Below are 14,697 nucleotides of genomic sequence, written 5' to 3'. Positions count from 1 at the left end.
TCCCTATTGCAGGCCTGTGACAGCGCGCGCACAGCTCCGTCATCCCCCGTGGCAAGACTTCTGTCATCGACCTGGTCATGCACCCTGGGGGGAACCCGATGTCCGCACGTTACCGTCGTCGCACCACAGCGGCCGCCGCCACCGGCGTCGCCGCGCTGCTGGCCGTGGCCGGCCTGACCGCCACCGCGACGGCCGCGCCCGCCGCCAAGGCGGTGAGCGTGCCCCGGGGGCTGACCGTCAGCGACGGCACCCGGCACGTCCTCGTCGGCGGCAGGTCGATCGACTTCGGTACCGTCGTCCGCGACCTGGCCTGGAACCCGGGCGGCAGCAAGGCCGCCTTCGTCGACGGTCACGGCAACCTCGTCGTCTCTGACCCCGACGGCAGCCACCGTGTCACTGTCGCCGCCAACCCGGGCAACCAGACCTGGTCCCACCCGACCTGGCAGGTCGCGGCGGCCGACCGGACGAACGGCATCCCCGCCAAGAACAACATCATCTTCGCCGCCAAGATCCACGGCAGCACCGTGCTGGAGAGCGTCAAGGCCACCAGCAACCACGGCAAGCCGGCCAGGATCAGCCTCAACAGCGACGACCCGGAGACGGGTGCGCTCCCGAAGACGAACAACACCTGGCCGAACGTCGGCGGGTCCTACGGCACGGCCGTCTACGAGAACACGCACAACGGCGAGGTCTACATCCGGGACGACTACCTGCGCCAGCAGGGCGGTGCGCTGACCAAGGGGTCCGAGCCCGCGCTCTCGCCGGACTCGGAGGAGGTCGTCTTCGTCCGCTCGGTCGGCGGCCACGACCACCTCTTCGTGGACGACCTGACCGCGGGCACCAACGCCGTCAAGGACATCACCCCGCACGCCACCACCGACTACACCGAGCCCACCTGGTCGCCCAACGGCAGGACCATCGCGTTCCGGACCCCGGCCGGCACCTACACCGTCACCAGGTCCGGTCACGGGTTCGGCAACCCGGTCAAGGCCTCCACGCACAAGGGACTGCCCGCCTACCGCGGCTGACCACCCTCCGGGCGGCCGTCGGAGCGGCCGTCCGGACCGGCGTCCGAGCGGGCGAGTTCGGCCCGCAGCGCCGCCAGGTGCTCGTCGGCCGTGTCGTGCGGCAGGAACTCGACCACGTCGAGGAAACGGAACAGCACCTGGGACCTGGTGACGGCGAACTCGTAGTCGGCGAACCCCACCACGGCGCCCAGCTTCCCTCGCACAGCACCCCGGACGACATGCGCGGTCATGTCGTCCGGGGTTTCCGCGCTGGTGCCCCGCCGGGCGTTGGGCCGGGCCAGGTACGGGCAGACCATCGAGGCGTAGAGCATGCACGCGCGGTGCCCGGGACCCTCCAGGGTCGGCGCGAGGTTCCGGTACGGCCGTCCGGCGGCCAGCGCGTCGCGGATCGCGGCACTCTCCGCGGCGCCGACCACCCGCCACACCGGACCCCTCGGCATCAGGGTGTCGCAGACGGAGCACCGCCTGTTGCGGGCGCACTCCGCGCTGCGCCCGTAGTCGGTGAGTGCGAACTGGGGGGCGTCGCCCTCCCACGGGGTGATGGCGGGCACGGGGTAGCCGCGGCTGTCACGAGGCCTGGCCTCGACGCTCGCCGGCATGGGAACGGAGTCGAATCGCACACCCCATGGTGAACCACCTGTCCGCGCCCCCGCGACGCTCGGGCGGGAGGCGTGTCCTCTTGCGGGCGGCGGGAGTTGGGCAGGTTGACTTCTTTCTCCGCCCCGGAGGTGGCCGCCGTGCGCCCCTTGTACGTACCCGTCCGTCTGGCCGTCACGGTGATGGCGGTCGCGGCCGCCGCCGGCTGTGTGAACGTGGGGGACGACGCGGGCCGGGCCAAGCCGTCGCACTCCGCGGGGCACCGGGACGGTGAGGCGGCCGACGGTGGGTCGGGGGTGTCCGGCGAGGGCGGCGCGGGGTACGGCGGTGCGGTGGCCGACGGGAAGCGCGGGCACGGGGAGAAGGCGAAGCCGGGGGAGTCGTCGTCGGCGTCCGCGAAGCCGACGAAGGGGGCGAGCGCGGGGTCGGCGGTGCCGGTGCAGCCCGGTCAGAGTGTGCCGCCGGGCGCTCCGGCCGGCCCGACGGGAGCGCCGACGACCCCGGCGCCGCCGGCGGCCTCGCCGACCCCGCCACCGGACTCCCCCACCCCGCCGCCTCCGGACACGGATCCGCCGTCCGCCGAGCCGTCCTCGTCGGCACACGAGGACGGTTCGGGGACCCAACTGGTCCAGCGGGAGCCGGCACCGGCGGCGGGAACACCGGCGTAGGCGGGCGGCGCCGGACGCGGGGGTGCGGGGGGTTTCGGCACCGCCGGGACACGCCGCGGCGGCCGAGCGCCGTTGCGGCGGGAAAGACCCGTCGGCGGCGGGCGAAGGTTTCGGGTGGCGGGTGAGTCCCGGTCGGCGGGCGCATTCGCCGCGGTCGGAGGGGGCGTTCCCGGGCGGGGAAGAAGATGGGTGGGGTCGGGTGTTGGGGGGTGCGTAGGGCTGCGCGTCCGGTCTATCTGATCCGGTGCACCTGATCCGTGTGATCGGTGCGTCGGGGATCGGCGTGAGCGTCGATGGGGCTGTGGTGAACCTGCTGTGAGCTGCGAGGTTGCGGCTCGGTTTGCCTTCGTGGGTGTTGGGTGCGTATGGTGGTAGATCGTTTGATCCCATTTGCCCGGCGCCACCGCAGAGCGCGCCGTGTGGCGCGTACTCTCCCTTGCCGTGGCGGACCGCATTGAGGCGGTCGTGAGCGAATCACGGAGTTGACGGGCGCGTGCCGAAGAGACTCCGGAAGGTTTCGCATTCGCATGTCCGTGTCCAGTAATGATCAGATCGTCGTGCCCGAGAACATCCAGGACGACGAGCTGGTGACCCAGGTCTCCGAGGAGACCGCTGACACCACCGACACCACCCCCCAGATCACCTTCGCCGACCTCGGTCTCCCCGAGGGCGTCGTGCGCAAGCTCGCGCAGAACGGCGTGACGACCCCCTTCCCGATCCAGGCCGCGACCATCCCGGACGCCCTGGCCGGCAAGGACATCCTCGGCCGTGGCCGCACCGGCTCCGGCAAGACCCTCTCCTTCGGTCTGCCCACCCTGGCCACGCTGGCCGGCGGCCGTACCGAGAAGAAGCGGCCGCGTGCCGTCATCCTCACCCCGACCCGTGAGCTGGCCATGCAGGTCGCGGACGCCCTCCAGCCGTACGGCGACGTCCTCGGCCTGAAGATGAAGGTCGTCTGCGGCGGTACGTCCATGGGCAACCAGATCTACGCCCTGGAGCGCGGCGTCGACGTCCTCGTCGCCACGCCCGGCCGCCTCCGCGACATCATCAACCGCGGCGCCTGCTCCCTGGAGGACGTGCAGATCGCCGTCCTCGACGAGGCCGACCAGATGTCCGACCTGGGCTTCCTGCCCGAGGTCACCGAGCTGCTCGACCAGGTCCCGGCCGGCGGCCAGCGCATGCTGTTCTCGGCCACGATGGAGAACGAGATCTCCACGCTGGTCAAGCGCTACCTGAGCGAGCCGGTCACCCACGAGGTGGACAGCGCGCAGGGCAACGTCACGACGATGTCCCACCACATCCTCATCGTGAAGCCGAAGGACAAGGCGCCGGTCACCGCCGCGATCGCCTCCCGCAAGGGCCGCACGATCATCTTCGTCCGCACCCAGCTGGGCGCGGACCGGATCGCCGAGCAGCTGCGCGACGCCGGAGTGAAGGCCGACGCGCTGCACGGCGGCATGACCCAGGGCGCCCGCACCCGGACGCTGGCCGACTTCAAGGACGGTTACGTCAACGCGCTCGTCGCCACCGACGTCGCCGCCCGCGGCATCCACGTCGACGGCATCGACCTGGTCCTGAACGTGGACCCGGCCGGCGACCACAAGGACTACCTGCACCGCGCGGGCCGTACTGCCCGGGCCGGCCGCACCGGAACCGTCGTCTCCCTCTCCCTGCCGCACCAGCGCCGCCAGATCTTCCGCCTCATGGAGGACGCGGGTGTCGACGCCGGGCGTCACATCATCAACTCCGGTACCGCCTTCGAGCCCGAGGTCGCCGAGATCACCGGCGCCCGGTCGATGACCGAGGTCCAGTCCGAGTCCGCGGCCAACGCGGCGCAGCAGGCCGAGCGCGAGGTCGCCCAGCTCACCAAGGAGCTGGAGCGGGCGCAGCGCCGGGCCGCCGAACTGCGCGAGGAGGCCGACCGCCTGGTCGCCCGGGTCGCCCGCGAGCGCGGTGAGGACCCGGAGGTGGCGGTGGCCGAGGCGCAGGCCCAGGCGGCGGAGACCGAGGTGGTCGAGGAGGCCGTCGTGGCGGCCGAGCCGACGGTTCCGGCGGCGCGGGAGACCGAGCGCCGGGACAACCGGGAGCGCGGTTTCGAGAAGCGCTCCTTCGACCGGGACCGGGACCGCGACCGCGGCGACCGCCCGTTCAACCGTGACCGTGGCTTCGAGCGTCGCGACGACCGCCGTGACGACCGTGGCGGCCGCCCCTTCGAGCGTCGCGAAAACCGCGAGCGCGGTTTCGAACGCCGTGACGACCGTCGCCCCTTCGACCGCGACGACCGTGGTGAGCGCGGTGGCCGTTCCTTCGACCGGGACCGCGACCGCACCGACCGTCCGTTCAACCGTGACCGCCGGGACGAGCGTGGTGGCTTCCGCCGCGACGAGCGTCGCGACGACCGGGGCGACCGTGGCGACCGTGGCGGGTTCCGCAACCGCGACGACCGCGGCGACCGCGGTGGCCGTTCCTTCGACCGGGACCGCGACGACCGTGGCGGCCGTTCCTTCGAGCGCCGCGACGACCGCGGCGGCTTCCGCCGGGACGACCGTCCGTCCGGTCACCGTGGCAGCGACCGCCCGTTCAACCGTGACCGCCGTGACGACCGTCCGGGCTTCCGCAGCGGCGGCCACAGCGGCCACGACCGCCCGTTCGGCCGCCGCGACGACCACCGCGGTTCGTCCTCCGGCTCCTTCGGCCGCCGTGACGACAAGCCGCGCTGGAAGCGCAACGGCTGACACCCCTTCATGAACGGCTGAGCGCCGCGTCCCGCACCGGGACGCGGCGCTCAGCCGTTTCCGGAGCGGCGGTGGATCGAAAAGGGATTCCCATGAACCTGTGAGGTGACTGTAAAATCAGCGCACTTCAGAGGGGGACATGACAGCCGGGGGCGGGGCAACCGAACGGCGCGCGTCCTTCCGTACGTCCCATGGGGAGGACTCACCTTGGCGCGTCACGCCTTCGTGTCCGTGGTGGCCGTAGCCGCCTCCGCCGCGCTGATCAGCGCCTTCGGCCCGCTGGACACCGCGGTCGCCGGGCCGGCGCAGGAGACGGTGGTCCCGGCCACGTACCGCAGCACGTACACCTCGGCGCCGCTGTTCTCGTACGACGAGCGGACCGGTGGCGACGGGGCGGGCACGCAGGGTGTGTTCCACCTCCTGGAGGGGCATCCGACCCCGGTGTGGACGCGGTACTCGGACGGCCGGTCCTTCGACGCGCCGCTGATCAACCTCACCCAGCAGACCGCCACCGGCAGTGACGTCCTCGCCTACCGGTACCCCGACGGGCGCGTCGACCTGTGGGACGCGGTGGACGGCACGACCACCACCGTGCGGGTGCCCGAGGACCAGACCTACCTCGGCGTCTACGGCGGCACGGTCGTCACCTACCACCAGGTCACCGCCGCGGACGGCACCGTCACCAAGGTCAAGCACCTGCTGACCGCGGGCCCGGACGGCACCACCCGGGACGTGACCGTCGGTGGGGCTCCGGCGGGGATGGCCGTCGGCGGGGTGCTCCGGGGCGACGCGGACGGACTGGTCTTCCTGGCCAAGCTGGACGACAGCCTGCGCCTGGCCGAGGTCGACCCGGCGACCGGGCAGGTGGCTAGCTGGACGCGCGCGCTGCCGGCCGACGCCTACTACGTGAAGCTCTCGCCGCGGTACCTGGTCGCCTACACCGGCGCCCAGGCCACCACGGCGTACGTCTACTCGCGGGCCGATCCGGCGGCGGCTCCGGCCGAGGTCGCCCTGGACCGCGCGGCGAGCGGTTTCGCCACGGCCGACGACCTCGTGGTCGTCGGGGACTGGCTGGTGCACCGGCCCGGCAGCGGCGGGCAGGTGACGGCCGTCCCGATCGCGGGCGGTGACCCGGTCACCCTGACCGCCGCCTCCAACCCCGGTGTCTCGGCCACGCCGGACGGCGGTGCCGTCGTCGTCGGCCGCACGGGTGCCGACGACTGGGGGGTGCAGCGCATCCGGACGGGGGCCGACGGCCGCCCCGCGGTGGAGATGGTCAAGGCGCTGTCAAAACCGCCGTACCCGATCCAGGGCCTGTCGCTGGACCAGGGGCGGCTGGTCGAGGTGGACGAGAGCAAGTACGGCAACCGCGCCGCCTACGGCCGTACCGTCGCCGCGACCGGCGCACCGGTGTTCGGGGCGCGCGCGATCTACGGCGGCGGGAACGTCCTGCTGGGCGACTGCGCGACCACGGACACCGGCTGCTCGCAGCTGTTCGGTACGGCCTCGGGCCTGACCGTGTGGCTGATGCGCGGGGCGGGCGCCCCCGGCGATTCCGACCGGCTGCGGGCGAACGGCCCCGGACCGGACCGCCTCTGGGACCGCGAGGTCCCGGCCGGCGGCCGGATCACCGACGTCTCCGGCGAGTACGTCGTCTACACCACCGGCACCCAGCAGTACGTCTACCGGATCGGTGACAGCGGCGGACCCAAGGTCACCCGCGCCCCTGGCGCCGCCGCCCTCTCCGGCACCCTGCTCTGGACCGCGAGCGCCACCACCCCCGGGCAGGTCAGCGCCTACGACCTGGCGGCGAAGAAGACCGTCGAGACGCTCACCCTCGGCGACGGCGGCTGCGCGCCCACCGAACTCCAGGCGAACGGCCGCTACCTGTACTGGAACTGCGGTGGCACTACGGCCGGGGTCCACGACCGTACGGCGGGGAAGTCGGTGCCGGTGCCCGCCGACGAGGCGAGGCTCGGGGACGGGTACGTCGTCACGCACGACAGGGAGGCCGGGCGGCTGGTGCTGACCGCCGTCGCCGGCGGGACCCCCGTCAGCCGGGTCGTCGGCGAACTGCCCGACACCGGTGTCTCGCAGCGGGACGTGCGCTGGACGGTCGACGAGTCCGGGGCGAACGCGGCCTACGTCGACGACGAGGAGCAGATCCACCTCGTACCGTCCGGGGTGGCGCAGCAGCCGCTGCGACTGCTGTCCCCGGCGCTGAACGCGGCCTCGGTCGACCCGACGCCGGTCGACACGACGGCGGACACCCTGACCAGCCTGCTGCTGTCCAAGCCGGCCGCGGGCTGGCGGCTGACCGTGCGTTCGAAGGCGACCGGGAAGGTCGTGGACACCGCGAACAGCGGCGCCGAGGTGCGCGGTGAGCTGAAGGTCGGCTGGTTCGGCATGGACCGGACGGCCCCCGGGGACGTGCCGCTGCCGAACGGGGCGTACGAGTGGACGCTGTCCGTCCCGCCCGCCGACGGGACCGGGGCGGACCTCCAGGTGACCGGTTCGGTGCGGATCGGGACCGGCAGCCCGGTACGCCATGACCACGTCGGCGCCGACGGCGTCGGCGACCTGCTCACCCTCAACTCCTCCGGGTCGACGCTCACCTTCCAGCAGGGCACCGGCAAGGGAGGCTTCGCCGGGACGGTCTCCGGGAAGGGCTGGTCGACGAAGACGCTCGCCGTGCCCTACGGCGACCTGAACAACGACCGCTGCAACGACGTGCTGGTCCGCACTCCCGGCGGCGCGCTGCGCGCCTACCGGCCCGCCCGTGGCGCCGCGCTCACCTCGTCGACGTCGTACACGACCCTCGGGGCGAGCGGCTGGAACCAGTACGACGTCCTCACCTCGCCCGGTGACCTGAACCGGGACGGCCGCCCCGACCTGCTCGCCCGCAACGCCTCGACCGGCGCGGTCTACCTCTACCGGACGACCGGCACGGGCAGGCTCTCCGCGCGCGTGCAGCTGTACGGCAACTGGAAGACGTACAAGAAGGTCGTCGGCGCCGGGGACCTGAACGGCGACGGCATCGGGGATCTGCTCGCGCAGGACAGGTCGAACAACCTGTACCGGTACTACGGCACCGGCAAGGGCACCTTCGGGGGCCGGGTGCGGATCGCCGGCGGGTGGGGAGCGTCGTACAACGCGGTCGTCGGCGTCGGGGACCTCACCGGGGACGGGAGGAGCGACCTGGTGGCGCGCGACACGGCCGGGAACCTCTACCGGCTGAGCGGCACCGGCAAGGGGACGTTCGCGGCCCGGGTGAAGATCGGGACGGGCTGGCAGGGCTACAAGGGCCTTTTCTAGCCAACTTGTGACGCATGTCACGCCCCCAGGGAGGGAATCGCTGGGGGCATGACAGATGACGCGACAGCCAAGTCGCCCTCCGGCCCGGCTCCCGGCGCGCTCTCCGACGAGGAGCGGCTCGCCCAACTCGGCTACACCCAGGTCCTGGCCCGCCGTATGTCGGCCTTCTCGAACTACGCGGTGTCCTTCACGATCATCTCGGTCCTGTCCGGCTGTCTCACCCTCTACCTCTTCGGCATGATCACCGGCGGTCCGGCCGTGATCACCTGGGGCTGGGTGGCCGTAGGCCTGATGACCCTCTTCGTCGGCCTCTCGATGGCCGAAATCTGCTCGGCGTACCCGACCTCGGCAGGCCTCTACTTCTGGGCCCACCGCCTGGCACCGCCCCGCAGCGCCGCCGCCTGGGCGTGGTTCACGGGCTGGTTCAACGTGCTCGGCCAGGTGGCGGTGACGGCGGGCATCGACTTCGGTGCCGCGTCCTTCCTGGGCGCCTACCTGAACCTCCAGTTCGACTTCACCGTCACCCCCGGCCGGACGATCCTCCTCTTCGCGGCGATCCTCGTCCTGCACGGTCTCCTCAACACCTTCGGCGTCCGCATAGTCGCCTTCCTCAACGGCGTCAGCGTGTGGTGGCACGTGCTGGGTGTCGCCGTCATCGTCGGCGCGCTGACCTTCGTCCCCGACCACCACCAGTCGGCGTCCTTCGTCTTCACGAAGTTCGTGAACGAGACCGGCTGGAGCAGCGGCCCGTACGTCGTCCTCCTCGGCCTCCTGATGGCCCAGTACACCTTCACGGGCTACGACGCCTCGGCGCACATGACCGAGGAGACCCACGACGCGGCGACGGCGGGCCCGAAGGGCATCGTCCGCTCGATCTGGACGTCCTGGATAGCCGGCTTCGTCCTCCTCCTCGGCTTCACGTTCGCGATCCAGTCGTACGACAAGGAGCTGGCCTCCCCGACCGGCGCGCCCCCGGCCCAGATCCTCCTGGACGCCCTCGGCGCGACCTCCGGCAAACTCCTGCTGCTCGTCGTCATCGGCGCCCAGCTGTTCTGCGGAATGGCCTCGGTCACGGCCAACAGCCGCATGATCTACGCCTTCTCGCGCGACGGCGCGCTCCCCTTCTCCCGCGTCTGGCACACGGTCAGCCCGCGCACCCGCACCCCCGTGGCGGCGGTCTGGCTGGCGGCCCTGTCGGCGCTCGCCCTGGGCCTCCCCTACCTGATCAACTACACGGCCTACGCCGCCGTGACGTCGATCGCGGTGATCGGGCTGTACGTGGCGTACGTGATCCCGACGCTGCTGCGGGTGCGCAAGGGCGATGCGTTCGAGCGCGGCCCCTGGCACCTGGGCCGCTGGTCGCAGGTCGTCGGCGTGGTCTCGGTGACCTGGGTCGTGATCATCACCGTCCTCTTCATGCTCCCGCAGGTCTCCCCGGTCACCTGGAAGTCCTTCAACTACGCCCCGATCGCCGTCCTGGCCGTCCTCGGCTTCGCCGCGATCTGGTGGCAGGCCTCGGCCCGCCACTGGTTCCTCAACCCGGACAGGGCGCGCTCCCAGGACTCCGCCGAACTGGTCGATCTCTGACCCACCGGACCCCGTACGTCCCGCTTCTGCCACGCGACGCGGCCACGACCCCGATACCCGATCGGCGAGACGCCTCCGTCCGGCTATGCTCGGGGAGGCAACATCGCCTGGGCCGTTAGCTCAATTGGCAGAGCAGTGGACTTTTAATCCATTGGTTGTGGGTTCGAGTCCCACACGGCCTACGAGAGGTGGGCGGGGGAGATGGCCCCTGACCTGCTGTGCAGCGCCCGGGTCGGCTTCGGTCGGCTCGGGCGCTGCTTCGTTCTCGGGACCGTGCGTGAGCGGATGTGCTCCGGAACCGGTGGCCGGCATGTCCGCCGGCCGAGAGCGCGGACTCGCACACACACGTGGCGACCACGCGCACCCTCAGAGCCCTGATCACGTGCTGGGCGCCGAACCCCGTCGCCTACGTCGACAATCCGCACACCCTGTGCGACCCGATGGGGCTCACTCCGTGCGACGAGGCCGACGTCACCTGGGGTGGTCGCGTCCGCTACGGTGCACCCGGACCCGGCGGCCGGGCCTCCGGCATGGAAGCCACCATCGAACCGGACATGACCGGAGGAAAGACCAACCCCCAGGTCAACGTGCCCGGTTACCAGAAGTACAAGAACCTCAACAAGACCCACCTGCTCGGCGCCCAGATACGCGGATCCAACAAGGACCCGCGTAATTTCGTCACCATGCACCGATTCGCCAACTCACCGGTCATGCGAAAGGTCGAGGACCAGATCAGGGCGGCGGTGGACGGAGGCGAGACCATCGAGTACTCGGTCACACCCGTCTGCCGGACCAACGACCCGAGCGACGTCGTACCCGTGGGGCTCACCCCGGAGGGCACCGGCAGCAACGGCTTCACCTTCACCCCCTACGAAGGCGGCAGCGCGACGAACGCCGTCACTATCCTGAACGTACCCAAACCCAGGTAGCACGCGCGCAGTAAGGAAGCCGACCGCCATGCGTCCTGCCGTGGAACGCCTCTTCGAGCTCATCCCCCCGGCCACCCCGCCCCGCTCGCGCGACTGGGCGGCCGTCGAGCGGCGACTGGGCACGCCTTTGCCGGGCGACTACAAGGAACTGGTCGAAACCTACGGCGGTGGCGTCTTCGACGAGACCGTCTGGCTTCTGGACCCGGAATGCCCCGACGAGAACTACAACCTCGTCGACCAGGCCACGGAGCGCGCGGACATCCTCGCGGACCTCTGGCAGACCGAAGCCCGACCGGCGGAACTCCAGGACGCCGACGCGCAGGTGCTGCCATGGGCCTACGTCGAGGGAAGCGGCATGTACCTGTACTGGCTGAGGCGGCCGGAGCAGAAGCCGGACGAGTGGACGGTCATCCTCAACGAGGGCCGGGGTCCGGAATGGGAACACCACGCCACCCAGTGCGCCTCCTTCGTACTCGCCGTCCTGACCGGCGAGGCCGAGACCGAGTACTTCCCCGACCTGCCGACGGACAGCCACGGCTTTGATTCCAACGACGAGATTCTTGACTAGCCGGGCATGAGCCACGCACCGGCTTCACGGTGCGAGCGGTCACGGAGGGAGCGACGGCGGCGTCAGGATCTCGGCGGGGGTGCCGTCGGTGTCGGCGCAGGTGGTCGTTCCGCCGGGGAAGGCGACGGTGTTTTCCACGGACCCGGAGCTGCCGTCCGTCAGGCTGACCGCGTTGCCGCAGCCGGTCTGGATGGTGTCACCTGCGAGCACGATGCCCGTGGTGCCCGCAGCGGAGACACCGCCGCCCGCCTCGCCGAGGAAGAGGTCGTCGGCGAGCGTGACGCGCTGCGCACCGGCCGCGCTGGAGAAGGCCCAGCCGCGGGCGTACGCGACGCTGAGACGGGTGAGGGAGATGTCGGAGGAAGACCCGTCGACCGTGATGGCCGCGACGGTCGCGGTCGTCGCGGTGGACGTGACGGAGGTGGTGCCGTAGGAGATGTGCGCGGAGCCGTTGATGGCCAGGGGAGCGACGCCGGACGCCGCCGGCCGCACGCCGAGCACGTCGACGTACTGGGCGCCGGAGAAGGTGACGGCGGTGGTGCCCCTGCCGACGACGGTCACCTGGGCCCCGTTGCCCGTGGTCGGCTTGAAGGTGATCGGTGCGTCCGCGGTGCCGGCCGAGCTGATGGTCACCGGCGCGTAGGAGGCGGAGTTCCTCGCGATGTAGACGGTGTCCCCCGGCTCGGCGGCATCCGCGGCCGGCTGGATCTGGCAGAACGGCTCCGCCTGGGAACCGGGTCCGCTGTCGCTGCAGTCGGCGGTCGCGTTGTCCACGTACAGAGAGCCGTCAGTGCCGGCGCGGGCCGTTGCGGCGCCGAGGCCACCGAGAAGGAGCGTGAGCACAGCGGAAGCCACGAGCGATCTTCTGACTGCCATGAACGTGTTCCCCCCGGCCCGATCGAGGCGCCGGAGACTCGACGCGCAGGGCCTGCCAATCCATTCACGCAATTTGTTGAAACTGCGGAGAGAGACTAGAACACGTGCACGGCAGTGCACAGTTGGGGGTAATGGCAGTCTCCGCCCGAGCCGGCTGCTGTCCCGTTGCGCGTGCCTGCGCGACGCGTGAGCAGTGCTTCGGCGTGAGCCGTCACGGAGGCGTTGGCCGTCACACGGCAGATCGCACCGCATGGAGTCCCCCACGGCCTACGGAAGCGGGGGCGGTCTCTCCGTCCTTCGGTGCGGCGCCCGGGGCGGCCTCGGCCGGTCCGGGCGCCGTGGCGTTTGCCGGGCTCGGTGTCTCCCGCGCCGCGGCGCGCCGTTACCGCCAGCCGCCCGTGAAGTCGCCGGTCAGCTGGGCGTTGCAGATGGTGTAGCCGCCCGAGGCGTGCGCGTTCTTCGTCTTCCTGTCGACGGTGACCGAGCAGTTGATGTCACCGGATCCCTGCAGCTGCGCCATCACGTTGAAGTACAGGGCCTGGTCCGACAGCGGCAGCGTCGCCTCGAACCTGCCGTTCTTGAAGGTGCCCTTGCGGGTGTCGGTGTCGGAGCCGTAGGTGATGTCGAGGCCGCCGAGGGCGCCGGCCGGGGCGGAGCCCCACACCTTGAAGACGACGGTGTCCGCACGCGCGTCGCCCTTCGGGGTGCCGTTCCGCTCGGCGTCGTCGGCCTTCTCCGCGCTGCTCCTGCCCGCGGCGGCGCCGGTCTTCGTGGCCGACGGCGGCGCGGCGGTCCGGTCGTGGCCGGAGCCGCCGACCGCCGCGCCGATCGCGCCGACGACCACGACCAGCCCGACCAGGCCGAGACAGCCCAGCCCCACGATCCTGCCCGCGCCGGGCTTCCTCCGCGGCGGCTGCTCCTGGAACGGTGGGGCGCCGTAGGGCTGCTGGTCGTTCATGGGTCCCCCTGGTCGTTTTGCTGGTGGATGTGCGGTGTGTGACATATGCGGGCGCTGTGCGGTTGCCGTCGCCAGGGGGATTCACCTGAACGGGGGTAGGGGCGGACGGCACCCGGATCGGCGGTGCGGCTGACGGGCCGGTGCGGTGCTCAGCGCACCCGCACCCCGGTCAGCAACCCGTCGCCCACCGCGTGCAGGTCGACGGGGAACTCCGCTGTCGCGGCGAGCAGTTCACGGAAGGCGGCCACCTGGTCGCGGTGGCCGACCGCATTGTCGACGGCGAGGCCGCCGTACGGCTTCAGGACACGTCGCAGGTGCGGCCGGTAGCCGGCGTACGCCGGTCGCTCGGCGTCGGGCGCGACCGGGTCGACGGACGCGTCCGGGGTGCCGGCCAGGGTCTCGGCGGCGTCGACGGCCACGGGCGTCGGGCGGCCACCGGTGTCGTGGAGGGCGCCGGTGTCGTGGAGGGCGCCGGCGAACCAGCTCGCCGAGCAGCCGTTGGAGGGGCCGATCTCCAGGGCGGACGTGGCGCGCCGGGCCCTGATCGGCGTGCGGATCGGGCGGACCGCGTCCGGGGCCATGTCGCGCAGCCTCGGCAGCCGGTCGGCCGGCGGGCCGTCGTGTGCCCGGCCCTCCTGGTGGAGGTCGTCGGGAACACGCGCCGGCCGGTCGTCCGCGGAGGCTCTCCTCGTCGGTGTGCCCGCCGTCGGCAGCACACCGCGTCCCGCAGTGCTCAGCCCGCGTTGAGCTCCGTCAGCTCGGACAGCGGCAGCGTGTGCTGGGTGTGCAGGACCTTGGCACGCAGGTAGCGGACGTTGTGGGCGGTGCTGAAGACGCCGGTCGGGACGCGGTCCCGGACGGTGACGCCCAGGCCGCGCAACTGCTCCGCCTTGTCCGGGTTGTTGGAGAGCAGGTCCAGGTCGGTGATGCCGAGGGCGGCCAGCATCTGGGCGGCGGCGGTGTAGTCGCGGGCGTCCTCGGGCAGGCCGAGGGCGGCGTTCGCCTCGTAGGTGTCGAGGCCCTGGTCCTGGAGGGCGTAGGCGTCGAGCTTGTTGTAGAGGCCGATGCCGCGGCCCTCCTGGCGCAGGTAGAGCAGGACGCCGCCGCGTTCGGCGATGCGCTCGACGGCCTCGCGCAGCTGGGGTCCGCAGTCGCAGCGGGCCGAGCCGAAGACGTCACCGGTCAGGCATTCGGAGTGCAGGCGCACCAGCGGGAGGGCGCCGGGGGCGGGCTCGCCCAGGACGACGGCGACGTGCTCCTGGCCGTCGGTCAGGCCGTGGAACGTGACGAGTTCGGCGGTGACGCTGTAGCCGTCGTTGAAGCGCAGCGGGACCCGGACGCGGGCTCGCTGGGTGGCGGCGGGGAAGTCGGTCATCGGGTTCTCCAGTGGGACGTCGCGGGTGCCTGCTTCAGATTTGAAGCAGATCCACGGCTGG

General features: G+C 71.7%; 11 protein-coding genes, 1 tRNA gene and 1 pseudogene. 8 read left to right on the top strand and 5 right to left on the bottom strand.

The genetic code is table 11. The annotated features are described in order from the left end of the window. Positions 1 to 98: 98 nt before the first annotated feature. Positions 99 to 1,028 (top strand): hypothetical protein, encoded by a 930-nt coding sequence (locus tag AB0472_RS05065; protein ID WP_366353517.1) that lies wholly within the window; start codon positions 99 to 101, stop codon positions 1,026 to 1,028. Here the strand turns inward: AB0472_RS05065 and AB0472_RS05060 are convergent. Further along, positions 1,016 to 1,627, bottom strand: coding sequence for a hypothetical protein (locus tag AB0472_RS05060; protein ID WP_366353515.1), 612 nt, complete (start codon positions 1,625 to 1,627; stop codon positions 1,016 to 1,018). The genes AB0472_RS05065 and AB0472_RS05060 overlap by 13 nt on opposite strands. A 138-nt stretch (positions 1,628 to 1,765) precedes the next feature. On the opposite strand from AB0472_RS05060, the gene AB0472_RS05055 reads away from it, so the two are divergent. From AB0472_RS05055 to AB0472_RS05025, 7 genes and pseudogenes are all read left to right on the top strand, one after another. Then, positions 1,766 to 2,293 carry a hypothetical protein gene (locus AB0472_RS05055; RefSeq protein ID WP_366354051.1) on the top strand — a complete coding sequence of 176 codons (528 nt, stop codon included), beginning with the start codon at positions 1,766 to 1,768 and terminating at the stop codon, positions 2,291 to 2,293. A gap of 527 nt (positions 2,294 to 2,820) precedes the next feature. After that, positions 2,821 to 5,028 (top strand): DEAD/DEAH box helicase, encoded by a 2,208-nt coding sequence (locus AB0472_RS05050; RefSeq protein ID WP_366353513.1) that lies wholly within the window; start codon positions 2,821 to 2,823, stop codon positions 5,026 to 5,028. 207 nt (positions 5,029 to 5,235) lie between these two features. Next, a complete protein-coding gene (locus AB0472_RS05045) occupies positions 5,236 to 8,343 on the top strand; it encodes a VCBS repeat-containing protein (RefSeq protein WP_366353512.1) in 3,108 nt (1,035 codons plus the stop codon). Positions 8,344 to 8,391: 48 nt separating this feature from the next. Then, positions 8,392 to 9,930, top strand: a complete 1,539-nt coding sequence (locus AB0472_RS05040) for an amino acid permease (RefSeq protein ID WP_366353510.1) — start codon at positions 8,392 to 8,394, stop codon at positions 9,928 to 9,930. A gap of 109 nt (positions 9,931 to 10,039) precedes the next feature. Then, positions 10,040 to 10,112, top strand: a tRNA-Lys gene (locus tag AB0472_RS05035). Positions 10,113 to 10,322: 210 nt separating this feature from the next. Beyond that, positions 10,323 to 10,859, top strand: a pseudogene (locus AB0472_RS05030) (DNA/RNA non-specific endonuclease); the annotation flags it as partial. 28 nt (positions 10,860 to 10,887) lie between these two features. Beyond that, positions 10,888 to 11,427 carry an SMI1/KNR4 family protein gene (locus AB0472_RS05025; protein WP_366353509.1) on the top strand — a complete coding sequence of 180 codons (540 nt, stop codon included), beginning with the start codon at positions 10,888 to 10,890 and terminating at the stop codon, positions 11,425 to 11,427. Positions 11,428 to 11,466: 39 nt separating this feature from the next. Here AB0472_RS05025 and AB0472_RS05020 read toward each other — a convergent pair whose 3' ends face one another. The 4 genes from AB0472_RS05020 to ribA all read right to left on the bottom strand — a co-directional run bounded on the left by AB0472_RS05020 (position 11,467) and on the right by ribA (position 14,636). Next, the gene (locus AB0472_RS05020) at positions 11,467 to 12,282 is read right to left on the bottom strand and encodes a hypothetical protein (RefSeq protein WP_366353507.1); all 816 of its coding nucleotides are present in this window, start codon (positions 12,280 to 12,282) and stop codon (positions 11,467 to 11,469) included. 403 nt (positions 12,283 to 12,685) lie between these two features. Continuing rightward, entirely contained in the window at positions 12,686 to 13,261 is a 576-nt protein-coding gene (locus AB0472_RS05015) for a hypothetical protein (protein ID WP_366353506.1), read from the bottom strand. Between the two features lie 149 nt (positions 13,262 to 13,410). Then, positions 13,411 to 13,977 (bottom strand): hypothetical protein, encoded by a 567-nt coding sequence (locus AB0472_RS05010; protein ID WP_366353504.1) that lies wholly within the window; start codon positions 13,975 to 13,977, stop codon positions 13,411 to 13,413. A 17-nt stretch (positions 13,978 to 13,994) separates the two neighbouring features. Next, entirely contained in the window at positions 13,995 to 14,636 is a 642-nt protein-coding gene (ribA, locus tag AB0472_RS05005) for a GTP cyclohydrolase II (protein WP_366353502.1), read from the bottom strand. Positions 14,637 to 14,697: the final 61 nt, after the last annotated feature.

The sequence above is a fragment of the Streptomyces sp. NPDC086777 genome (assembly GCF_040702065.1).
Classification (GTDB): domain Bacteria; phylum Actinomycetota; class Actinomycetes; order Streptomycetales; family Streptomycetaceae; genus Streptomyces.
This window is presented reverse-complemented; position numbering and strand designations above follow the sequence as displayed.

Coding starts and splice junctions, on each gene's coding strand:
- AB0472_RS05060 (WP_366353515.1), bottom strand. CDS start 1,627: ATGCCGGCGAGCGTCGAGGCCAGGCCTCGTGACAGCCGCGGCTACCCC.
- AB0472_RS05050 (WP_366353513.1), top strand. CDS start 2,821: ATGTCCGTGTCCAGTAATGATCAGATCGTCGTGCCCGAGAACATCCAG.
- AB0472_RS05025 (WP_366353509.1), top strand. CDS start 10,888: ATGCGTCCTGCCGTGGAACGCCTCTTCGAGCTCATCCCCCCGGCCACC.
- AB0472_RS05040 (WP_366353510.1), top strand. CDS start 8,392: ATGACAGATGACGCGACAGCCAAGTCGCCCTCCGGCCCGGCTCCCGGC.
- AB0472_RS05015 (WP_366353506.1), bottom strand. CDS start 13,261: ATGAACGACCAGCAGCCCTACGGCGCCCCACCGTTCCAGGAGCAGCCG.
- ribA (WP_366353502.1), bottom strand. CDS start 14,636: ATGACCGACTTCCCCGCCGCCACCCAGCGAGCCCGCGTCCGGGTCCCG.
- AB0472_RS05065 (WP_366353517.1), top strand. CDS start 99: ATGTCCGCACGTTACCGTCGTCGCACCACAGCGGCCGCCGCCACCGGC.